This is a genomic window from Corynebacterium sp. Marseille-Q2823, assembly GCF_903645345.1.
In the GTDB taxonomy this organism is placed as follows: Bacteria; Actinomycetota; Actinomycetes; order Mycobacteriales; family Mycobacteriaceae; genus Corynebacterium; species Corynebacterium hiratae.
In genome coordinates this window covers 51778-72668 of record NZ_CAHJXS010000012.1, presented here as the reverse complement: position 1 = coordinate 72668, position 20891 = coordinate 51778, and the positions used below count along the sequence as shown (strand labels likewise).

General features: G+C 63.2%; 17 protein-coding genes and 3 pseudogenes. 11 read left to right on the top strand and 9 right to left on the bottom strand.

From position 1 onward, the window contains the following. Positions 1–2 precede the first annotated feature (2 nt). On the top strand, positions 3–1490 hold the full coding sequence (locus HWX44_RS12300) for an NAD-dependent succinate-semialdehyde dehydrogenase (protein WP_070512982.1): 1488 nt from the start codon (positions 3–5) through the stop codon (positions 1488–1490). A gap of 86 nt (positions 1491–1576) precedes the next feature. On the opposite strand, the gene HWX44_RS12295 is transcribed toward HWX44_RS12300, so the two are convergent. Then, the gene (locus HWX44_RS12295; protein ID WP_175974975.1) at positions 1577–2497 is read right to left on the bottom strand and encodes a helix-turn-helix domain-containing protein; all 921 of its coding nucleotides are present in this window, start codon (positions 2495–2497) and stop codon (positions 1577–1579) included. 151 nt (positions 2498–2648) lie between these two features. On the opposite strand from HWX44_RS12295, the gene HWX44_RS12290 reads away from it, so the two are divergent. The 7 genes from HWX44_RS12290 to HWX44_RS12260 all read left to right on the top strand — a co-directional run bounded on the left by HWX44_RS12290 (position 2649) and on the right by HWX44_RS12260 (position 10333). Then, positions 2649–4058: an aldehyde dehydrogenase family protein gene (locus tag HWX44_RS12290; RefSeq protein WP_175974956.1), complete on the top strand. Its 1410-nt coding sequence runs from the start codon at positions 2649–2651 to the stop codon at positions 4056–4058. A 30-nt stretch (positions 4059–4088) separates the two neighbouring features. Next, entirely contained in the window at positions 4089–4352 is a 264-nt protein-coding gene (locus HWX44_RS12285; RefSeq protein ID WP_070524133.1) for a hypothetical protein, read from the top strand. A gap of 3 nt (positions 4353–4355) precedes the next feature. Beyond that, complete coding sequence (locus HWX44_RS12280; RefSeq protein WP_175974954.1) at positions 4356–5144, top strand: zeta toxin family protein; 789 nt, start codon at positions 4356–4358, stop codon at positions 5142–5144. A 155-nt stretch (positions 5145–5299) separates the two neighbouring features. Further along, on the top strand, positions 5300–6811 hold the full coding sequence (locus tag HWX44_RS12275) for a recombinase family protein (RefSeq protein WP_144013977.1): 1512 nt from the start codon (positions 5300–5302) through the stop codon (positions 6809–6811). 279 nt (positions 6812–7090) lie between these two features. Further along, entirely contained in the window at positions 7091–7600 is a 510-nt protein-coding gene (locus tag HWX44_RS13420) for a lactococcin 972 family bacteriocin (protein WP_254868251.1), read from the top strand. Positions 7601–7605: 5 nt separating this feature from the next. Beyond that, complete coding sequence (locus HWX44_RS12265) at positions 7606–9612, top strand: hypothetical protein (protein ID WP_175974951.1); 2007 nt, start codon at positions 7606–7608, stop codon at positions 9610–9612. Next, positions 9599–10333 (top strand): ATP-binding cassette domain-containing protein, encoded by a 735-nt coding sequence (locus HWX44_RS12260; RefSeq protein ID WP_016456434.1) that lies wholly within the window; start codon positions 9599–9601, stop codon positions 10331–10333. The genes HWX44_RS12265 and HWX44_RS12260 overlap by 14 nt, the downstream gene beginning before the upstream one ends. A 192-nt stretch (positions 10334–10525) precedes the next feature. Here the strand turns inward: HWX44_RS12260 and HWX44_RS12255 are convergent, their stop codons facing one another. The 3 genes and pseudogenes from HWX44_RS12255 to HWX44_RS12245 form a co-directional block, all read right to left on the bottom strand. Further along, a complete protein-coding gene (locus HWX44_RS12255; protein ID WP_175974949.1) occupies positions 10526–12400 on the bottom strand; it encodes an ABC transporter ATP-binding protein in 1875 nt (624 codons plus the stop codon). Between the two features lie 99 nt (positions 12401–12499). Further along, complete coding sequence (locus HWX44_RS12250) at positions 12500–14128, bottom strand: ABC transporter ATP-binding protein (protein ID WP_175974946.1); 1629 nt, start codon at positions 14126–14128, stop codon at positions 12500–12502. 244 nt (positions 14129–14372) lie between these two features. Then, positions 14373–15083, bottom strand: a pseudogene (locus tag HWX44_RS12245) (siderophore-interacting protein); the annotation flags it as partial. Positions 15084–15250: 167 nt separating this feature from the next. On the opposite strand from HWX44_RS12245, the gene HWX44_RS13530 reads away from it, so the two are divergent. After that, positions 15251–15523 carry a MerR family transcriptional regulator gene (locus HWX44_RS13530; protein WP_080969572.1) on the top strand — a complete coding sequence of 91 codons (273 nt, stop codon included), beginning with the start codon at positions 15251–15253 and terminating at the stop codon, positions 15521–15523. On the opposite strand, the pseudogene HWX44_RS12235 reads toward HWX44_RS13530, so the two are convergent. From HWX44_RS12235 to cmtR, 3 genes and pseudogenes are all read right to left on the bottom strand, one after another. Further along, positions 15425–16739 (bottom strand): annotated as a pseudogene (locus HWX44_RS12235) (ISL3 family transposase). The gene HWX44_RS13530 and the pseudogene HWX44_RS12235 sit on opposite strands and share 99 nt — an antisense overlap. Before the next feature lie 283 nt (positions 16740–17022). Continuing rightward, positions 17023–18915 carry a heavy metal translocating P-type ATPase gene (locus HWX44_RS12230; RefSeq protein ID WP_175974944.1) on the bottom strand — a complete coding sequence of 631 codons (1893 nt, stop codon included), beginning with the start codon at positions 18913–18915 and terminating at the stop codon, positions 17023–17025. Continuing rightward, the gene (gene cmtR / locus HWX44_RS12225; RefSeq protein ID WP_046646453.1) at positions 18912–19271 is read right to left on the bottom strand and encodes a Cd(II)/Pb(II)-sensing metalloregulatory transcriptional regulator CmtR; all 360 of its coding nucleotides are present in this window, start codon (positions 19269–19271) and stop codon (positions 18912–18914) included. The genes HWX44_RS12230 and cmtR overlap by 4 nt, the downstream gene beginning before the upstream one ends. Before the next feature lie 149 nt (positions 19272–19420). On the opposite strand from cmtR, the pseudogene HWX44_RS13415 reads away from it, so the two are divergent. Further along, positions 19421–19525 (top strand): annotated as a pseudogene (locus HWX44_RS13415) (type II toxin-antitoxin system RelE/ParE family toxin); the annotation flags it as partial. Then, positions 19512–19820 carry a HigA family addiction module antitoxin gene (locus tag HWX44_RS12220; protein WP_175974943.1) on the top strand — a complete coding sequence of 103 codons (309 nt, stop codon included), beginning with the start codon at positions 19512–19514 and terminating at the stop codon, positions 19818–19820. The pseudogene HWX44_RS13415 and the gene HWX44_RS12220, both read left to right, overlap by 14 nt. 54 nt (positions 19821–19874) lie before the next feature. Here HWX44_RS12220 and arfB read toward each other — a convergent pair whose 3' ends face one another. Both arfB and HWX44_RS12210 read right to left on the bottom strand, forming a co-directional pair. Further along, complete coding sequence (arfB, locus tag HWX44_RS12215; RefSeq protein ID WP_175974940.1) at positions 19875–20318, bottom strand: alternative ribosome rescue aminoacyl-tRNA hydrolase ArfB; 444 nt, start codon at positions 20316–20318, stop codon at positions 19875–19877. Between the two features lie 31 nt (positions 20319–20349). Beyond that, positions 20350–20859, bottom strand: a complete 510-nt coding sequence (locus HWX44_RS12210; protein ID WP_254868249.1) for a putative glycolipid-binding domain-containing protein — start codon at positions 20857–20859, stop codon at positions 20350–20352. Positions 20860–20891 lie beyond the last annotated feature (32 nt).

The window sequence follows — 20891 nt, the reverse complement described above, 5'->3', positions numbered from 1 at the left end:
CCATGAGTGAAAACAACAAGGTCAATATTGACGAGCTGCTGGCCAAGGTTCCGACTGGCTTGCTGATTAACGGTGAGTGGGTAGACGCCTCCGATGGATCCACTTTCGACGTGGAAAACCCGGCAACCGGTGAAGTTATCGCCACCCTTGCCTCCGCTACTTCTGAGGATGCGAAGAAGGCTTTGGACGCCGCCTGCGCCGTGCAGGATGAGTGGGCACGCACGTCCACCCGCGAGCGCTCCAACCTGCTGCGCCGTGCTTTTGACCTGGTGCAGGAGCGCAAGGACGAGTTCGCTGCGCTGATGACCCTGGAGATGGGCAAGCCGCTGGCAGAGTCCTACGGTGAGGTTACTTACGGCGCTGAGTACCTGCGTTGGTTCAGCGAGGAGGCCGTTCGTGACTACGGCCGTACCCTGCCGGCGCCGGAGGGCACCCTGCGCATGGTGACCCGTCGTAAGCCGGTGGGCCCGTGCTTGCTTATCACTCCGTGGAACTTCCCGCTGGCCATGGCTACCCGTAAGATTGCACCGGCCATCGCCGCTGGTTGCACCATGGTGGTGAAGCCGGCCAAGCTGACGCCGCTGACCACCCAGTACTTCGCACAGACCATGATTGATGCTGGCGTTCCGGCTGGCGTGGTCAACGTGGTCTCCGGTAAGTCTGCGTCTGCTATCTCCGAGCCGATCATGGCGGATTCTCGTCTGCGCAAGGTTTCCTTCACCGGCTCCACCCCGGTGGGCAAGACTCTGCTCAAGGCAGCTGCGGACAACGTCCTGCGCACCTCGATGGAGCTGGGCGGCAACGCTCCGTTCATCGTCTTTGAGGACGCCGACATTGACCAGGCCGTCGAGGGCGCAATGGGCGCCAAGATGCGCAACATCGGTGAGGCCTGCACCGCCGCCAACCGCTTCATCGTTCACGAGTCCATCGCTGATGAGTTCGCGGAGAAGTTCGCCAAGCGCATCGGTGAGCTCAAGGTGGGCAACGGCCTCGACGAGGGCGTTACCTGTGGTCCGCTCGTGGAGCAGAAGGCGCTGGATAACATCACCGCGCTTGTCGACGATGCCGTGGCCAAGGGCGCCAAGGCTATCGTCGGTGGCAAGCCGGGTGAGGGCAAGGGTTACTTCTACTCCCCCACTGTTCTGACGAACGTTCCTCGTGATGCCCGCGTGGCACAGGAGGAGATCTTCGGCCCGATTGCTCCGATCCTGACCTTCTCCGATGAGAAGGAAGCAATTGAGATTGCTAACGACACCGAGTACGGATTGGCCTCCTACGTGTTTACCGAGGATTCGGACCGCATGTGGCGCATCGGTGACGGCCTCGAGTTCGGCCTCATGGGCTTCAACGCCGGCGTCATCTCCAACGCCGCTGCCCCATTCGGTGGCGTGAAGCAGTCCGGCATGGGCCGCGAGGGCGGCGCTGAGGGCCTGGACGAGTACACCTCGCTGCAGTACATCGCTATGCGCGACCCGTACGCGAATGCATAGATAGTGCATTAAATTCGCTGATAATGATGCTGGCACCTCCTTTGTGAGAGGTGCCAGCATTGTCTTTTATGCCAAACTTGCCGGTGCTATTCGCTGGCCGCTGCTCGGTACGCACTCGGTGACTTGTGGTACTCCGCCTTGAAGATGCGTGACAGGTGCGAGGGATCGTGCAGGCCATAGCGGGCGCTGATGTGGCTGATCGATTCCTCGGAGTGCCGCGGGTCCACGAGTTCTCTGCGGATGTGCTCTAGGCGCCTCGTTCGGATGTAGCTGCCTACGGAGAGGCCCTGTTCGGAGAACTTGGCGTGGAGGTGGCGCACGGACACAAAGAGTGCTTGGGCAATGGTGCTGGGGCCTAACTCGGGGTCGCCCAAGTTCTTCTCAATGTAGGCGGTGGCCTGGTTAAACAGGAGCGTGCCCGCAGAGGGTTCATCGGCTACGTCGGAGGAGAGAACCGACACCAACATGGTGAGAGCGGAGCGGACCAAGGCTGTGGCGTGTGGGCCCTTGAGAAGGTCGAGGTTCTTGGCCAGCTGCTCAAAGAGGGGAACCGCCACTGCACCCAGGCCATGTGAGCGTGAGATGGGGTTGGCGGTGAGGCGCTGAATCTGTGCTGGTGAAATGTTGAGGAAGCTCTGCGGGAAGTGCACGATGAGGGTGTTTTGCTCTTCCGGATAGTGCAGAGTGTAAGGCCGCTGGGTGACGTACAATGCCAAGTCCCCAGGGTGCAACTCACAGTTTCGCCCGTCTTGGCTCATGGTTGAGGATCCGGTGATTTGCAGGCTGAGCTTACAAAAGGGAGCCTCGTTGGCGGTTATCTTGGAGCGATTCACGGTGTGCGGGGAGGTACACATATCGAAGAGAGATATGTCCCCCACTTTCGTTGAGCGCAGCGTGGCGTGAAAGGACGAGGGGTCTTCGGTATCCACGTCGAGTTGGCCAAAAGACTCGGATGACGCCGTGCGCCATGACGCGATATCGAAGTGCTCAACGGCGGAAGTAGACATAAGTGGCATCATATCGTGAGAACTGGCACATTATTGGACAAATTGTGTGCACTCAGAGTCAATTGATTCAATGTGGTGCAGGTAACATCCTAGGTAAAAGTTTCTTTGGGCCTTGCTCGCGGGGCCCTCGACTGCTTCACAAGGAGATCTCATGACTCAGTTCGCCACCTACGCTGATCTGCTCGACGCCATCACGGATGAAAACGGCCGCGAAATCCTCAATCCCGCCACAGGTGAGGTCGTTGGCCGCGCCCCAGAAAACACCGTAGAGGACCTCAACGCTGCAGTTGAGACCGCACGCGCGGCACAAAAGGACTTTGCCAAGCTGAGCGACGAAGAGCGCTGCGAGCTGCTCACCAAGGCCGCCGCCGCCATCGACGCCAACGCTGAAGCCCTCGTTGAGCTTCTCTCCCGTGAGCAGGGTAAGCCGCTCAACGGCCCGAACGCCCGCTTCGAGGTCGGCGCCTGCTCTGCGTGGCTGAATGCTACCGCCTCCTTCGAGCACCCCAACTACACGGCCGTTGATGATGACATCACCGCCACCGTTAACTACCGCCCACTCGGCGTCGTTGGAGCTATTGGCCCGTGGAACTGGCCGATGATGATCACCATCTGGCAGATTGCGCCGGCGCTGCGTATGGGTAACGCGGTCGTCGTCAAGCCCTCCGAGTACACCCCGCTTTCCGTACTGGGCCTGCTCAAGGTCGTGAACTCCGTGCTTCCGGAGGGTGTTCTCCAGGTCGTCAGCGGTGCCGGTGAGGTTGGTGCGGCGCTGACGACCCACGAGGGCGTCGACAAGATCATGTTCACCGGTTCCACCGCCACCGGCAAGAAGATCGTGGAGGCCAGCGCCGACAACCTCACCCGCCTCACGCTGGAGCTCGGCGGCAACGATGCCGGCATCGTGCTGGACGACGCCGACCCGAAGGAGATCGCCGGCGACCTCTTCTGGGGTGCGTTCATCAACACCGGCCAGACCTGTGCGGCGATGAAGCGCGTGTACGTGCCGGAGTCGCTGTACGACGCCGTCTGCGAAGCCCTCATCGAGGTGGCCAAGGCCTCCCCGATGGGCGTGGGCCTGGAGGAAGAGAACGTGCTCGGCCCGCTGCAGAACAAGCAGCAGTTCGACATCGTTGACAAGCTCGTCAACGCTGCCAAGGACTCGGGTGCCCGCGTGCTGCTGGGCGGCGACCCGGACTACGACGCGCCGGGCTACTTCTACCCCACCACCCTGGTGGCGGATATCGACCCGGATAACCCGCTGGTCGTCGAGGAGCAGTTCGGTCCGGCACTGCCGATTATCAAGTACACCGACCTCGACTGGGCCATCGAGCAGGCCAACAAGCTGGACGTGGGCTTGGGCTCCTCCGTGTGGTCCTCCAACCGCGAGCGCGCTCTGGAAGTTGCCGCACAGCTGGAGGCTGGCACCACCTGGATCAACAGCCACGGTGCCGTGGATCCGCGCGTGCCTTTCGGCGGCATCAAGTCCTCCGGCTACGGCGTGGAGTTCGGCACCGAGGGCCTCAAGGGCCTGGCCTACCCGCAGATCATCAACGGCTAAAACCGCCATGGCGCTGCTATTCTTAGCGCCATGAGCACCGCCAAAGTCCCGGAGATCGAGTACGCAGCCTTCGACGCCATGAAGGAGGTTGCGTCCTCGCTGAAAGCTGCCTACCTCACTAGGGCTGCTGAAGCAGGCAACGATGTTGAATCACAATGGTGGATTCGTCAGAATTGGCTGGTAGAGGACATAGTCAGTGGTGTTGATTCAACCGACATTGAAGCCATCCGCGCCGCTGCGGCTCTCTTTGCGCAGCGGCTTGAAGCCCTCTCCTCCGAGCACAAAGCGGCATAGCTTATGCTTTCCGCCGCTGATTTCCCCGTTGATCCACAAGTTATGGAGCAACGGCTAAAGACTCTGCAAGCCAGCTACTTTGGCCGATCGAATACTCACAGTCCGGCTGTTCCAGAGGTCATTTATGTGGCGGGGCAGCCAGCGTCAGGCAAATCAACGGCTATTGAATCTGTAAAGAATGGTCACGCGGTCCTTGATTCCGATGAGGTTCGGAAGCTGCACCCCGCCCTCGACGAGATCATGGAGCGCGATCCCCTGCGCATGGACGTGCTCACCAATGGACCGGTGCCCTATTGGATGTCCTCGCTGATTGAATATGGTCGGCAGCACGGGCACTCCCTCATCATTGAGAACACGCTGTCCAACCCGGAATTCATCGCAGGAGAGATAGCCAAGTTTCGCTCCGCGGGTTTCCGCGTGAGGGTCGTGGGCTTGGCGGTGGCGCAGGAGGTCTCCAGGCTCGGTGTCGTCCAGCGCTACCTGGAGGCGCAGCGCGTGAGCCGCTACCCGCGTTGGACCAATGAGGTTTCCCACACGTCGGGTTTTAAAGCCATCGTCCCAGGGCTTCAGGCTATTGCGCCGCTTGTCGACGACCTCGAGATCCGCACCCGCGACGGCCGTACCTTGAGCGGCATCGAGGATATTGAGGCTGAGCGCGCAACCTGGTTCGACTCCCCCGCTGTTCGGGCCGACTGGCTGGCCCGTTTTGACAGCTGTGACTTGAGTGGCCTTGAAGCGGAAAAGCTCACGCACAACCTCGTGGCTGATGCAGAGCGTATCCGCAAACTTTAAGGCTGTGCCCGTGGAACTGCGCGCCCGGTAGGCGGTGGGAGCTTCGTGTCAAAGCGGCTGCTGGCGAGCTAGCGGTCTGCGAGGTCGAGCAGGCTGAGGATGTCGTCTGCGTGGAGTTTCGTTTCAATGTAACCTAAATGCGCTATGAATAGCGTATGACTACACGTGCTGCTATTTACCTCCGTATCTCGTTAGATGCTGCCATGGACGGCCTCGCCATCGACCGGCAGCGTCAGGACTGCGAAGCCCTCGCCGAGCAACGCGGCTGGGACGTCGTGCATACCTACGTCGATCAATCGATCTCTGCATCAAAGAAGGACGTGGACCGTCCCGACTACGACGCGATGGTGGCGTCCTTTGAGCGCGGCGAGATCGACGCGATCATTTGCTGGAACCTCGACCGCCTCACACGACAGCCCGCGCAGCTCGAAGAGTGGATCGACAGGGCGGAAGAGCAGGGGCTGAAACTCGTCACCGAGAACGGTGATGTTGACCTTGCCACCGACGGCGGCAGAATGTACGCGCGTATCAAAGCAGCCGTGGCGCGCGGCGAGATCGAACGCAAAAGCATGCGCCAATCCCGTGCGCAACAGCAGCGCGCCGAGCAGGGCCGCTGGTACTCCGGCGGTGTGCGCCCGATCGGCTACACCTCCACCGGCGAGATCATCCCATCCGAAGCCGCCGCCGTGCTCGGTATGTTCCGCGCTGTCGAGAGGGGCAACTCCATGCGCGATATCGCACGCGCCTTATCTGGGGTCGATCAACCGGGCTTGCCGGACATTCCGACCACGCCGCGCCATATGCACACCGTGGTCACAGAGCGCAACGCACGCCGTCGCGCTGCTGGCCAGGAAGAAAAGTCGGTTCCCGACGCGCAGCCCTGGGCCTACACGTCGTTGCACTCGATCATGCGCAACCCCGTGTATGCCGGCTACTCCACGTATAAGAAGGCCAAGCGCAAAGGCGTGAAGAACAAATACCGCCGTGTCACGCATATCGTCCGCGACCCCGATACCGGCGAGCCGGTGAAAGGGCAGTGGGAGCCGATCGTCACACCCGATCTGTGGTGGCGTGTGCAAAACGTGCTCGATGATCCCGACCGGCTGACAAACAAGGAGCGCCGGAACACTCGCCGCCATCTCGGTTCGGGTCTGTATGTCTGCGACGAGTGTGGCAACCCCGTGCACACGCATGCCGACCGCTACCGCTGCGCGGCCTGTGGCTTAGTGCGCACTCACAGCGTCGATGATTTTGTGCTCGGCGTGATCCGCGCCCGCCTTGGCCGTGACGACCTAGCAGACCTGTTGCCAACTGCGGATGACGACGAGGTCGACGCCATCGACGACGAACTCGCTGAGCTTCGCGCAAAGCTCGCCCGCGTCCAGGCTGACTACGACGAGGAGCTTATCGAGGCCCGTGACCTCAAGCGCGCGCGAAACCGTTATGAGCCGCAGATCGAGAAACTCGAAACGCGCCGTGCCCGCCTTGCTGGCGCATCGGCGCTGCTCGACACAACCGGCTACGCCTCGCCCGTGGACGCCTTCGACAACGCAGAGCTTGCCGTGCAGCGTCGAGTCATCAACACCCTGTGCCAGGTGCGCCTGCGCCGTGGCGTGCGCGGCACCAAGACCTTCAACCCTGAATCGGTGCAGATCGTGTGGAACTAGGTTGCAGTGTGTGGCACATCAACAATCGCGCGCATGTGCTGCGCCTTAGGGGCGGCCTAAGCAAGCGCACGACACCGTGCGATTGCGGCGTGCGAAACTAGGCAGGAGTTTCGCGCAGCTGACGTTGGCGAGGATGACGTCAGAAGAGAGCAAGGACGAAAGGGCGTGTTGCGGGCAACCCCACTCCGTACGGGGTGAATCCAAGACATAGCGGACCAAGGACAACCACCGCGCTCCCGAGCCTAAGGCCTGTGAAAAGTACCAATATAATTAGAAAACTTGTTCTATTCCCGTTTGTATTCACTTAGGGTAGTTTCCCTTTTGAGGCAATCCCGCCTCATTTCCTCTCTCAAAGGAGACTGTTATGACCCCCAAAAGCGCACTCGGCAGTTTGCAGCGCTGCTGATTGCCTCTGCTCTGAGCGTTTCCGTATCTAACTCAGCCGTTGCTTCCGCAGAAGAATTCCAAGACCACGGCGCCAAGGGAGGCTTTGCTTCCGGTGTGATGGCCGAGCTACTCGGCGAGGCAGCACCAGCCTTCACAACCTACTGGGCATCTGTCGGCCGGAAAGTTCGCTACCCTGCAGGTGGCGGGACCTGGGAGTACGGATTCTGGGACGCTAAGGCGCGTTCTTATTTCACCGTGAATCGGTGCCATACTTCGACTGTGATCGTCAACGACAGAACGCAACGAAGCATCAACACCCGCGGCGGCCAGAAGTCGATCGCCGAGCTTTGGGCAACGAATTTGCCGGGCACTAAGGACAGCTACTACTACAACTTCTGCTAGAACTCATGCGTATTCGACCCCTAGTACTTGGGCTTTTGAGCCTACTTCTTGCTGCAGTCATCGCGACTACTGGGTGGCTGCTGACAGCCCTGGTTGACTCCACCAAGCCCTTGTCCTTAGGGGTCGAATCAACCTTTAGTCTTGACTACGTCGAGCCTAAGACTTCACTCGCGGAGGAACTTGAGTCAGACTACGCACCGACGGTAATCCGTAACTCACTGGTTTCATTGGCCGAGCAGAACGGCTACTCCATCTACCGGCTGACTGGCACCGATGACGCAAGCGGGACTTCCCACGAGGTTTTCATCCCGCTGGAGCAAAATTATCCAGCACCGGAACGCATTCCCCGGCTCAACCGGCCGGATGCCTTGAGCCAAGCGTCCAGTGAGCTTGGGTCGCTGGATTACCACGGTGACTACGTCTTGGTTCCCAAAGCAACGGGTGGCAATGCGAACCACTTCTACGAATCGGCCAGGAATGACGGGCTCAGGCTAAGCGAAAAGACGCAGTTCCTTCACCTCATCCAATCGGTCGTATTCCGCCTGCCCGCGTTGGTGGCGATCCTGTTTCTATTTGTCGTTTCCCTTTTTGCCCTGGTATTTGTTCTTCGGGTTTCCGGTCTTAGATTGGCAGCGCTGCGCACAATAAATGGAGGGCACCGCAGTCAAAAAGGCAATTGGCGGCAATGGGCCTTTGTCATCCTCCCGCACCTAGTTCTCATTGGCCTTGCGAGTACATTCCTCGCCCGCCAAGGAAGCTATTCTTTTGCCTTCCTGTTCCTCAGGTTCTACGCCGCCGGGATAGGCTTGGCCCTGGCTACCACCGGTTTGGCCGTAGCCGTCACCGCCCCATTGTTGCGCCGCGCAGTAGCGCTGCTGGGGCAGCGTGCCCCCGCAGAGAAGGCGGCGGGAAAAGCGCTGAAAGTAATTTCGGTCTTTACCTGCGTGACCTTTGTAGCAGCGGGTCTTAGCTCAGCGGCTGCGCTCCGCTCCTACCAGCAGGAATCCGAGGCCCAACAGACCTGGAAATCTCTCGCGGAGTTTGGAGCCTTGCATTTTTCAGCCAACTTCGACGGCCCTGCTGGCCGCGCGGAAGGAGGCGAGCTCTTGCCGCCCAGTGTGCAGGAGAACTTCCGCGACTTCGCGATCAGCTGGGAACGGGAGCACGGGGCTGTCCTCAGCCATACTTTGCCGAAAGAAGGTACCGGTGTGCCGGACTCCTGCCCCGTGGCACTTGCTAACCGCCAATGGCACGATCTGCAGGATTATCAGTTTCGTCCCGGAGACGACAACCACTCGGTCGACTATTCCGCAGCCCAAGAGCATTTCGCAGCTTCCGTGGATCTGTGGGCTCAGGAATCCGGCGACCTGCTCCTTAAATCTGCGCAAATTGGTCCGGTCAGTGCCGATCATGCGGTCGGATTCATTAGTGGAACAATGTCGGGGGAACTGGTTCCCGGCGATTGTTTTTACGTGCTTGAAACGGACGATCTATCCGGCTTCGACGCAGACTTCCTAAGCTCCACAGCTTCGAGTGAAAATTTGCTCTTCGCGGATTTCTCGGAACTGGGTCCAGAACTTACCGCTGCCGGCCTCGAAGGCTACGTGTACCCGGTACGCGCGGCCGATCGCGGTCTGGCCGAACTAGTAGCCAGCACGGCGCTGTTCTGGCTGAGTATCCTGAGCGTCCTCGGAGCTTTCCTCGTCACGCTTGCGGCCTTGATAGTCCAGGCGCGCATCCAGCTCCGAGTTCACCGTCGCCTCCTGGTACTCCTCCACAGCGCTGGGCAATCACCGGACAAAACGATGTGGCGACTATTCAAAAGCCAACTGGTCAGCCTGACAGTTGTCGTCATATTGTCCGTCCTGGCTCCGCTACTGCTTCCCAACCCGTTCCTCTACACCTTCACCGCGCTAAGCTGCCTTGTCTTAATCGTCTACCTCGGTTTTGTCCGTCTCAGTATTTCTCAGCACATGTCCGCCTCCCCTAGGAGTCACAATGTCATTGGCTAGCCCCAATCAGTCCCCCACTCTGCCGCCGGAGATTTCCACCTCTCATCTCTGTCTCGCCGCGGAGTCGACTTTTTCTGTGGGGCGCAGCACGCGGATGGTGAAGAAGTCCCTCGTGGAAAATGCAACGTTTTCCCTACCCGGGCCAGGCTTTGTCGCCATCTGTGGAGCCAGCGGTTCCGGAAAGACTTTGCTGCTCAACACCTTGGCCGGGCTCCTGCCGCCGGCGGACGGCCTCCTCCGGATAGACGGTGAGAATGCCTCCGCGTGGAGGATGAAGCGGAGGCGGAGGTTCTGGCGAGAACGCGCAGCGATAATCCACCAAGACCACGGAATCATTCCCGAACTAAGCTGCGAAGATAACCTCACCCTCGGGCTATCCAGGAAGCAATACTCCAAAGAAGAATTGCTGCACTCCCTCGGCGAAGTCGGTCTTGATGTCCCCTTCGACGGGCCGGCAGCTATTCTCAGCGGAGGCGAGCAGCAGCGGCTGGCGATCGCCCGAGCCCTGCTCCGCGGCGCGGCTTATGTGTTCGCTGACGAGCCGACCGCCTCCCTCGACCCCACTAACCGCGACCAAGTTATCGCGCTCCTGCGGCGAGCTGCGGACGGGGGCGCACTCGTTCTGGCCGCCACGCACGATGCCGCAGTTATTGCTGCCGCTGACAGCACCTTGCGCATCAATGATCGCCAGGTCACAGTCTCCGGCTCTGCGCGGGATTAAATCGCGATGCCCGCGGCCTTGGCCACCTTCCGGTACCCGGCCGCATGGTCCGCGACGCTGGCGTGGGCGTTGAGTCCGCTGGGGTTGTCGAGCACGGGCCTGACCCCCGACGTGTCTACTTTCCAGGGGTCAGGCCCGTGTTTCTCGGCGCGGCGAACCCGAATCCGATCAACTTGTCGACGTACGAGCCGATCATGTTGCCCGCGTGCGCCCGCCGGTTCCCGCGCACGATGCCCAAGTACGCCGAAGCTGACGGTGGCAATCGTCGACGCGCACAGGCCATGCGGGGGCGTGCCATCCCCGACGCTTTACGACGTCCCGTCGCCACGCAAACGGCCGACACCCGGGTCGGCCACCGGCCCCCGGGGCCCGGCCCACCACCCGCCGGCTCATGCCGGCGCCCTGGACCGCCACTGGCGGGGCCCGGGACCGCCATCCCCTGACCCTCTGCGCCTCGCCGATCCCCCCCGTCGCCGCTTCCCGCCACTGCTCCGCGATGCGGGCGAAGGGCCCATCGGCCTTCTCCAACTCATCGATGGGGCCAGCTTCCACCACCCGCCCCGATTCCATGACGATGACGCGATCGGCGATCTCCACCATCGCGGGGCGGTGGGCGACGACCACGGTCGTGTACGAGCCGCGCAGCCCAGACAGGGCATCGGTCACCGTCCGCTCATTGCGCCCGTCCAGGGCCGAGGTGCCTTCGTCGACAAGCAGGATCGATGCCGGCTTGGCGAGGGCACGGGCCAGGCCCAGCCGCTGCCGCTCGCCCCCGGACAGCCGATTGCCCAGCTCGCCGACGGGAGTGTCCCAGCCATCGGGCAAGCGCTCGATCGCCTCGGCCAGGCCGCAATTGACGGCGATCGCATCCAATTCCGGCTGCGTCAGATCCGGGTTCACGGCGAGCAGGTTGTCACGAATCGACCCCGTGTGCAGGACGGTGCGCTGGAACACCATCGCGGCGCGGCCGCGCAGGTCACCGGGGGAAGCCGGTTTCCCGTCAACGTCGACCGTGCCCACGCCGGGAACCGTCAGCCCGGCCAGCAGCGACACCAGCGTCGACTTGCCGCTGCCGGACGGGCCGACGACGGCCGTGATCGTGCCCGGCGCGAAGTCCACGTCGATGCCGTCGAGCCCCGTCGTGCCGTCGGGGAACGTGACATCGACGCCCCGGACCTCCACCGTGGCGGGGCCCTCGCCCGGGCCGCCGGCGCGGACCCGCTCGACTTCCATCAGCTCGCGCACTTCGGACAGGGAGCGCCGCAGCTCGACGACGGCCTCCACCGATCCCGCCTGAACGTTGGCCTGCTCGACGACCCGGAGCAACACCACAATCGACGCGGCAGCCGCGGCTCCGGTCAACGCCGAACGGTCGTAGGACCACCACACCGTGAACCCAAACGCCAACAGCACCAGCTGAACCACGACCGTGAACACCTGCTGCCCGGGGATCTGCCAAAGCAGGACCCTGCGGGTCTTCCGCCGCGCCTCGGCGATGGCCCGGTCAACCAATCGGGTGCTCGCGTCCACCCGGCGCGCGGTGCGCAAGGTCGGCTGCACGAGCGCGAACTCGAAAAGCCTGTCATCGAGACCGGCATTGGCCGCCGCAAACTCCGCCGTGGACCTGTCCTCCAGCTTCGCCGACGCCCACAGCGACCCCAGGCAAGCGATGCCGCCGAGGAACGTCACCGCGCCAAGCGCGGGAGAGACGAGCAGCAGCCCGATGCCCAACCCGAAGATGAACACAATCGAGGTGATCACGGGCCCGATCAGCAGGATCACCGCCGAGGTGACCGTGCTGGCCTTGGTGACCAAATCGCGGATGGCACCTTCCTTTTCGGAAGTCAGCCGAGCATCCGGCCACGAAAGCACGGCACCCGGGGCGTTGCTGTGGATCTCGCGCATGACGGCGATGCCCAGATCGAGCCCCCTGTGGGCGGCGAAGATGTCGACACCCCAACTGCAGGCCACGAACAGCAGTAACAGCGCCAGCCACGGCAACGCCGCCCCGGGGTCCGCCGAGAACAGCGCGCCCAACAGCGGGTAGAGGGTAACGACGGCCGCCACCTGGAGAGTCCGACACGGCACGCGAGAACGGAGACACCCCGACGAAGTGCGATCCATCATTCTCTCGTTAACGGCGACGGACAGTGCGCGCAATGCATCTCACCCGATAACCCTCGCCGCCGAATGCGTGCCTCTTCCACCTCCTCGTCCAGACGAGATCCGCGAGGCATTCTTGATCGTGTGCAGCCGGTGCGCGATCATCAGCACCGTCTTGCCCGCCAGCAGGCGTTCGAGCCCACGGTGGATCGCGGCCTCGGAGTCCGGGTCGGCCGCGGCAGTGGCCTCGTCCAACACGACGATCGGGGTGTTCGCCAGCAGCGCGCGGGCGATGGCCACCCTCTGGCGTTCGCCGCCGGAAAGACGGTTCGGTTCGACCACGGTGTCGTAGCCGTCGGGAAGCGCTTTGATGACCCGGTGCACGTCCGCGGCCTCCGCAGCCTCGCGGATCTGGGCGTCGGTCGCCTCGGGACGGTTCAGCGCGATGTTGTCGCGGATGCCCGCATGCACCAGCTGGGCATCCTGCAACAGCACCGACACCGAGGAATACAGCTGCTCCTGGGTGAGATCGCGCACGTCGACCCCGTCGATGCTCACGGAACCGCCGGTGACGTCCCACAGCCGGGCCAGCAACGCCGCCACCGTCGACTTGCCCGCCCCCGAGGGGCCCACCAGCGCGGTGACGCTGCCGGGCTCCAGCGTGAGGGAAAGATCGTCGATGACCTTCCGGCCGCCGCCGTAGGTGAAATCGACGTGGTCGAAACGCACGTGGCCCGGGGGCGCGGGACGATCCACCGGGGGCGCGAGCTCCGGCGTCGCCAGTAAAAGCTCGACGCTGGCTTTGGCGTCAAGTCCGCCCGACAAACTGGCCACGCCCAACCCGAGGTTCAGCAGCCGGCCGCCGAAGGACGTGCCCAGGATGAGGAAGGGGATCAGATCCGTCGCCGGCATCCAGCCCGCCACGACCATCGCGAATCCCGCCACTAGAAGCACGCCCAGCACCGTGGTGGGGCGGTTCGTCATCACCGCGATGATCTTGCGGGGGCCGGTGTCGCGCTGCCAATCGGCCATGAAATCACCGGATTCCCGCAGCGTGCCCTCGAGGTCGACGACCGCTTTCGGCCCGAAGACCGCGGAGGTCCCGCGCGAGCCGATGAAGGCCTGGGTCTGGCCCGCCGCCAGCACCTCGTACCGCTGGTTCTGCAGCACCTTGTCCTTGTCGCGGCGCTGGATTCCCTTGATGACGTAGATGTAGGCGACGATCGGCAGCAGCAGTACCAGGCCCAATCGCCATTGGACGGCGAACAGGTAGATCAGGCTGCCCAGCGCCGCGACGACGGCGCCGACGATGTCGGGCACCGCGTGGGTGACCAGGTAATGCAGTGCCCTGACGTCATCGCCGGCAATCTTTTTGACGTCGGCCGCCCGGCCGCGCATGAACCAGCCCAACGGCAGCCGGGAGAATTTCGCCAAGAGGCGATGCCGCAGCGCCGTGGCGAAGTTGGCGTCCAGGAAGTGAAGCCACAGCACCAGCAGCGTCGTCCCCGCCGCCGAGACGGCCATCGCGACCACCGCCCAGATCGCCGGTTTGGCGAAAGCCTCCGCAGGTGCCCCTTCGACGAACAGCCGGGCCAGTTCCGCGAACAGGATGAAGGGGATCAGCTGCAGCAGGGACAGCGCTCCCTCGACGATGCCTGCGGCGATGAGCGGACGCTTGAGCGGCCGGAGCACACCCCCCTTGCCGGCGTCGGCGCCCGGGGTTTGCCGGGGTTCGGGAGCGTCGGTGGAGCCGACGGCGCCGGCACTTGCGGACGTGGAGGCGCTGGACAACGGCGGTGGTGCCGGCAGCGGGAGCAGCGAGGCAGCATGACGTTGACATCGAGGCGGCGTCGCGCGGCGGCAGCCTTGCACGCCTCTTGCCTCGACCCGCCGAATCGATGGTCTGCGTCTTGCCCATCTGGCGTCCGCGGACCCAGTAGGCATGCGCGTGCAAGGTCGCTCGGTTGAGTCCGAATTTCTTCTGCAGCAGTGTCTTCGCGTGCCGGGTCGACGCGGTTTCCGCGGTCACCCAGGCGTACCAGCCGGCCCAGTCCCCGTCGCTGATCGCCTGGACCAGCGCCTGCCCGTCGGGAAGCTCGTCGACCCAGGACGCGGTGATGTTCGGGCCCTCGGGCAGGGCGATGTGGTCGTCGTCGGGGCTGTGCCGCTCCAGGTAGACGACCACGGGGCTGTCCTCGGGGATGGCGGCGACCAGGGCGCGGATCGCCGGATAGCCGGCGAGGTCCCCGAGCAGCAGGTACCCCGCCGGGGGCGGCTCGGGCAGGGCGAAGGGTTGCTCGCCGTAGCGCATGGCGACGATCCGGTCGCCTTCCTCGCAGTTCACCGCCCAGTGCGAGGCGGGCCCGGCGGGCTCGTGTATGACGAAATCGATGGAGAACTCGCCGGTCGCCGGATCGGGATCGACGAGCGTGTAGCCGCGCTGGAACTCCTTCGGGCCGCCGTCGGGGTCGGGGAACCAGAGGCGCAGCCAGTTCGCCGGCGCTTCCCCCTTCGGATCGAGCAGCCCTTCCGAGCGGCACGTGACCCGGATGAAGTGCGGCGCGAGCCGGCGTTTCCCGATCACGGTCACCGCATGTTCCTTGGCGCCCAGGCCACGGAGTACGACGGCCTCAAACCCCTTCGCCATCGACCACTCACCTTTCGAGGATGGGTCCCGTCGCAAAGCGCACGGGACCGACGCAGACATTTTAAGGACAGCCTAGCCTAACTATGTGACAGGTTCCATGGCGTCCGACCATCGGCAAGGTAGCGCCACTGCCCAATGCGGCCATCCCCGATCGAAAGGGCGGCACGATGAAGCTCGGCGAGCTCGCGGCGGCCACGGACACGTCGACCGCGACCATCAAGTACTACATCCGCGAGGGCCTGCTTCCGCCCGGGGCGAAGAAGAACCAGACCACGTCCGTCTACGGTCCCGCGCACCGCGAGCGCCTCGAATTGATTTCCGCTTTACGGGTTCTTCACGATTTAGAGTGCGTTGATCCGGGTGTGCAGCTGCCCGGAGTGAATCAGGCACCGCAAGATGTAGTGGTCGAGGTTGCCGAACCCCAGGGCGATCCCCCGTAGATGCTCTAACCGGCCATTGATGGCCTCGACCGGCCCGTTGGACGCCCCGATGTCGAAGTAAGCCAGCACATCCTCGCGCCGGCGCCACAACGTCCGACCCAGCTGGGCCAGCTCCTCCAGACCTTTCGGCACGCCCTTACGCAGGGTGTTGATGATCCGTTCCATCAACTTCTTGCCCTCCGATTTCTTCGGGTGCCCGTAGGCCTGGATCATGTCCTGTGAGAGCCATCCACGTGACCTCGAGTGCCACGTATTCGTCATCGGTGGCCCACAACAGGTCCAGCCGCCTGTTCTGCCGCTCGGTAAGGTAGTTCCTCCTGGTCAGCAAGGTCCGCCGGTGCTTGTACAGCGGATCATCCTTGCGTCCACGACGCCCCGTGGTCTCACGTTGGAGCCTCTGCCGGCAGCCAGTGAGCTTGTCCGCTGCCAGATGCACGACGTGGAACGGATCCATCACCTTCCTCGCCTGGGGCAGTACCTGGTCGACGGCGGTGGCGTAGCCGGTGAAGCCGTCCATGGTCACCACCTGCACCTGGCTGCGGAAACCAGGGTCGCGTTCCTGCAGCCACGTGCGCAGCACGTCCGCGCTGCGGCCTGGGCGGATATCCAGTAGTCGGGCCGGCCCACAGCCATCGGCCAGCGGGGTGAGGTCGACCAGGATCGTCACCAGGTTCGACGGCTGGCCTGGCTTTCGGGTGTGCTTCCACACGTGCTCATCCACCCCGAGGATGCGCACCCCGTCCAGGTGGTGGGGGTTGTCGTAGACGAGCTTGCGGCAGGCGTCCACAGCGACCTGATTGACCAGTTCCCACCCCACCCCGAGGGCCTTGGCGGTGGCGGCCACGCTCATCCGGTCGATGGCCAGTCGCTGGAGGATCCAGCCGGTCACCCGGTCGGTGAGCTTGGCCCCGTCATTGGCGCAGTTGAGGCAGGCTTGGAAGATTTTCCTCCGACATTGTTGATTGGTGCAGGTGAATCGGGGGACACGAACGTGCAGGCGTGTGGGAAACCCCACGACCGGCAGGTCAACCAGTCGGCGGACAGTGTGATCACGCAGTTTCCCGGGTTGGGTGCAGTCGGGGCAGTGCCCCTCGACAGCGACCGGGGCGGCGTCGATGATGGTGAAGGTTCCGGCGTCGGCGGCTCCGGTGATCGTCAAGCCGATTTCTGCCGTGCGGCAGATGGTGTCTGCGACGAGGTTGCCACTAGGCTGCACAGTAGGGTCCTGGTTCGGTCAGATGGAAGCGTCGTAACTCTCATCTTGTACCGGCCAGGACCCCTACATGTTGTGCCACCCCGAACCGGGCTATGCGGTCAGCTACGCACTCCGAAACTCGAAGAGCCCCTTAACCGGCTGGGGTACGTGCCGCGAAGAGCCAGGTCGCCGAGTACGATCCCGATTCCACGGAGACGGACCGTGAACTCGAATTACGTGCCTGGCCCAAGGTGTGTCCGCTCGGCGTGTGGTTTAACCCTTACGAGACTTGCCGGTCGCAGCCTCAGCGTTTCGCTTGCGCAGCCCGCAGGCCGTTCAAGATCATGATCACTTCGGCGACCTCGTGGACCAACACGACGGCGGCCAGGCCCAGCACGCCGCTGATCGCCAGCGGCATTAACACGATGATGATGGCCAGAGACAGCACGATGTTTTGGTTGATGATCCTGCTGCCTCGGCGGGCGTGCTGCAGCGCCTGCGGGATCAGCCGGAGGTCGTGGCCGGTGAAGGCGACGTCAGCGGAATCGATCGCGGCGTCAGAGCCGGTCGCTCCCATCGCTATGCCCACCGTCGCGCCCGCCAGTGCGGGCGCGTCGTTGATGCCGTCGCCAATCATCGCCGTCGGTGTCTTGGAGGAGAATTCGGCGACGATGTTTGCCTTGTCCTCCGGGCGCAGCTCGGCGCGCACGTCGTCGATTCCGGCGATTTCAGCCAGCGCCCGAGCGGTGCGAGTGTTGTCGCCGGTGAGCATGCTCACTTGCACGTCGTTGGCGCGCAGGGTCTGCACGGCTTCGGGCACCTCGGGCCGCAGCTCGTCGCGGACGCCGATCGCTCCGGCGAGGGTGTCATCGACGGTGACCAGGACGCAGGTCTGGCCCTCGGACTCCATGCGCTCGACGTCTGCCTTCAGTGGCCCGGCGTCGATCCACCGGGGGCTGCCCACCAGCAGGCGTCGGCCTTCGACGGTGCCGCCGATGCCATGTCCGGCTTCCTCGCTGATGTCCAGGGCGGCGGGCGCTTCGGGCTCCGCTGCCGCGATCGCCGCGGCGAGGGGGTGCGTCGATTGCTGTTCAACTGCCGCCGCGAAGGCAAGCACTTGAGCCCGATCGAATCCCACTGCCGGGACCACTCCGGTAACCTCGGGCTGGTTGCGTGTAAGGGTTCCGGTCTTGTCCACCGCCAGGTGACGGATGCCGCCGAGGCGCTCGAACGCCGCCCCGGACTTGATGACCACTCCGAACTGGCTGGCTGCGCCGATCGCGGCCACGACCGTCAACGGCACGGAGATTGCCAGCGCGCACGGTGATGCTGCGACCAGGACCACCAACGCGCGGGTGATCCACGTCTCGGGGTCGCCGAGCAGCGAGCCGATCACACCGACCAGCACCGCCAGGATCATCACCCCGGGCACTAAGGGTCGGGCAATCCGGTCGGCGATCCGGGCGCGGTCACCCTTCTCCGCCTGCGCTTGCTCGACGAGGTCGACGAGTGTGGTCAGCGAGTTGTCCGTTCCAGCTGCGGTCGTCTCGACCTCCAGCACACCGGCGGAGTTGATCGCTCCCGCGGGTACCTCGTCGCCGGGCGCAACCTCCTCCGGAATGGATTCTCCGGTGATCGCTGAGGTGTCAAGGCTGGAGTGCCCGGACCGAATGATGCCGTCTGTGGCGATCCGCTCTCCGGGGCGCACGAGCATCAGCTCGCCAACCACGAGGTCCTTCGCGGTGACCTCGACCGCCGTGCCGTCGCGCAGTACCGTCGCGGTCTGCGGCACCAACTTCAACAGTGCCCGCAGTCCGCCCTGGGCCCGGTCCATCGCCTTGTCTTCCAGCGCCTCAGCGATCGAGTACAGGAACGCTAGCGCCGCGGCCTCTCCGACGTAACCGAGGATTACCGCGCCGATCGCGCTGATCGTCATCAGCAAGCCAATGCCGAGCTTGCGCTTTGTGACGAGGTTCCGTATCGCGCCGGGCGCGAACGTATACGCCCCTAGCAGCAGGCCGACCCAGAACAGTACTGTCGCGGGTGTCTCTAGCCCGGACCAGTCCAGCGCCAGGCCTATGCCGAGGGCTACGCCGGAGAAGATCGGCAGTAGCAACTCGGGGTCCTTCCACCATGGGCGATCGAGATCTTCGATCTCCGTGGCTGGCTCGTGTTCGCATCCACATGCTGAACTCATGCGTCCACTCCTTTCCCGTCGCAGCCGGGCACCGAGCACTCAGGGTCGATGCACGGGGCGTTTTCGTCGACAGCCAACGTCGCGTTCACTAGTGCGTTGAGTGCTGTCGCGAGGTGCGGATCGGCGATTTCGTAGCGTGTCTTGCGGCCCTCCGGCTCGGCGACGACGATGCCGCAGTCACGCAAGCAGGTCAGGTGGTTCGAGACGTTCGAGCGGGTCAGGTCTAGGTCGCGCGAAAGCACAGCCGGGTAGCTCGGGCCGTCGAGTAGGGTCATCAGGATTCTGGAGCGCGTCGGATCAGCCATGGCCCGGCCGAGCCGGTTCATGACGTCGAGGCGCGAAGCAATAGTCAGCATGTGCTGAACAATACAACGTGTGCTGAACTATTCAAAATGCACTGAACTGACAGTTACGCGAAGGTCCTGCGACCTGCAAGAATTAGTCGATGGGATAGCAGATGACTGATCCTTTGTGGTTCGGCTGCCACCCAACGCGGGAGCGACGTGATCGGCGGGGTCAGTTCAGCATTTGAATCAACGACCAGTGGCGGATCTGTTTTCGGTGGTCCGCCGCGGGGCCAGAGGAGGTTGAGATCGTTGACTACCACTGACAAGCTCCCTCCGGTTCACCCCGGTGAGATCCTCATGGAGGACTTTCTCAAAGGAATGTGGCTCACCCAGCACAAGCTCGCCGTCTCCATCGGCGTTCCGCCCCGCCGGATCAACGAAATTGTTCACGGTAAGCGCGCTGTAACCGCTGACACGGCCCTTCGTCTAGCGAAGTTTTTCGAGATGAGCCCCCAGTTCTGGCTCGGGTTACAGGCTCAATATGACTTGGACGTGGCGGAAGACAAGATCCTCTCGGAAATCGAGCGGATTCAACCAGTCCAAGCTGTCTCAGCGTAGCGGTTACCCGAACCAGGTCCGTCAGCGTGAGGATATGCACGCGGATGGTTCGAACTAGGAAATTTGGGGCCGCCGTCGCGTGGACTTGAGTTCCGAGCGCCGCTTTTTCGCTTCGAGACGGCGTCGCACCGAGCTCTGCGTCGGCTTGGTCCTGCGCCGCGGAGGAGGAAGCGGAGCGAGCGCCTCACGCAAGAGGGCGGCCATGCGCTCTCGCGCCTCGGCGCGGTTACGGACCTGCGAGCGCTGCGTCGACGCGCTCACGGTGAGCACTGTGCCGTCCAGGCGGTGTTCGAGGCTGTGAAGGACGCGGCGACGCTGGGCGTCGGAAAGCGATGAGCACGTAGCGATATCGACGGAAAGCTGCACTTTGCTGTCCGTAGTATTGACGCCTTGGCCACCTGGTCCCGACGACTTCGCGAACCGCTCCGTCAGGTCGGCGGCGACGATGACCAGACCCCCGGGGATCCCTGGGCCAGGCGCGATGGTCAGGTCGTTCATACCGCCCAGCTTAGTTAGAGTTGCTTCCGGATCAGACCCGCCGTGCGAGATCAGGGTAGTGTACGTCCACGCCGCCACCGTCGACCTCCAACTCGACGTCGACTCCCCGTGTTCCACTTTCATATCGGACAGTTTCAGAATCGACGGAGCTGTAGTACTGGTCTGATGCGATCACCTGGAGGGACGGTATATCAATCCAAGCCATGATCAGCTGCGTTTTCGGAACCTGAGTCTCAAGTAGCGTCAAGCGACGAATAGGCATTGTGTTGGTGAGAGGGCACAGACCGAGAGCGCAATCGAGTGCGGCTTTCAGGTCGGCTGACTGGACGATACCGGGGGAGGGCAGATCTTCAAGCTGGGCGCCCTCTTCATTGGTTTCCGCCGACCACACGCCTTGCTCGGACCTAAACAGCTCGAGGCTTCGCCCCCATCCGTCGCCTTCAACGTTCACCGACACACGTTCAGTCACCCAGTTCTCCGCGGCGCGCAGCTCCCACGTGGCCTCGTATCCATCGCCGTATTGCACTCCGGAAGCGGTCAAACCGGCTCTTAAAAAATGAACTGCGGCCTAGT

Coding starts and splice junctions, on each gene's coding strand:
- HWX44_RS12300 (WP_070512982.1), top strand. CDS start 3: ATGAGTGAAAACAACAAGGTCAATATTGACGAGCTGCTGGCCAAGGTT.
- HWX44_RS12295 (WP_175974975.1), bottom strand. CDS start 2,497: ATGTCTACTTCCGCCGTTGAGCACTTCGATATCGCGTCATGGCGCACG.
- HWX44_RS12290 (WP_175974956.1), top strand. CDS start 2,649: ATGACTCAGTTCGCCACCTACGCTGATCTGCTCGACGCCATCACGGAT.
- HWX44_RS12285 (WP_070524133.1), top strand. CDS start 4,089: ATGAGCACCGCCAAAGTCCCGGAGATCGAGTACGCAGCCTTCGACGCC.
- HWX44_RS12280 (WP_175974954.1), top strand. CDS start 4,356: ATGCTTTCCGCCGCTGATTTCCCCGTTGATCCACAAGTTATGGAGCAA.
- HWX44_RS12275 (WP_144013977.1), top strand. CDS start 5,300: ATGACTACACGTGCTGCTATTTACCTCCGTATCTCGTTAGATGCTGCC.
- HWX44_RS12265 (WP_175974951.1), top strand. CDS start 7,606: ATGCGTATTCGACCCCTAGTACTTGGGCTTTTGAGCCTACTTCTTGCT.
- HWX44_RS12260 (WP_016456434.1), top strand. CDS start 9,599: ATGTCATTGGCTAGCCCCAATCAGTCCCCCACTCTGCCGCCGGAGATT.
- HWX44_RS13530 (WP_080969572.1), top strand. CDS start 15,251: ATGAAGCTCGGCGAGCTCGCGGCGGCCACGGACACGTCGACCGCGACC.
- HWX44_RS12230 (WP_175974944.1), bottom strand. CDS start 18,915: ATGAGTTCAGCATGTGGATGCGAACACGAGCCAGCCACGGAGATCGAA.
- cmtR (WP_046646453.1), bottom strand. CDS start 19,271: ATGCTGACTATTGCTTCGCGCCTCGACGTCATGAACCGGCTCGGCCGG.
- arfB (WP_175974940.1), bottom strand. CDS start 20,318: ATGAACGACCTGACCATCGCGCCTGGCCCAGGGATCCCCGGGGGTCTG.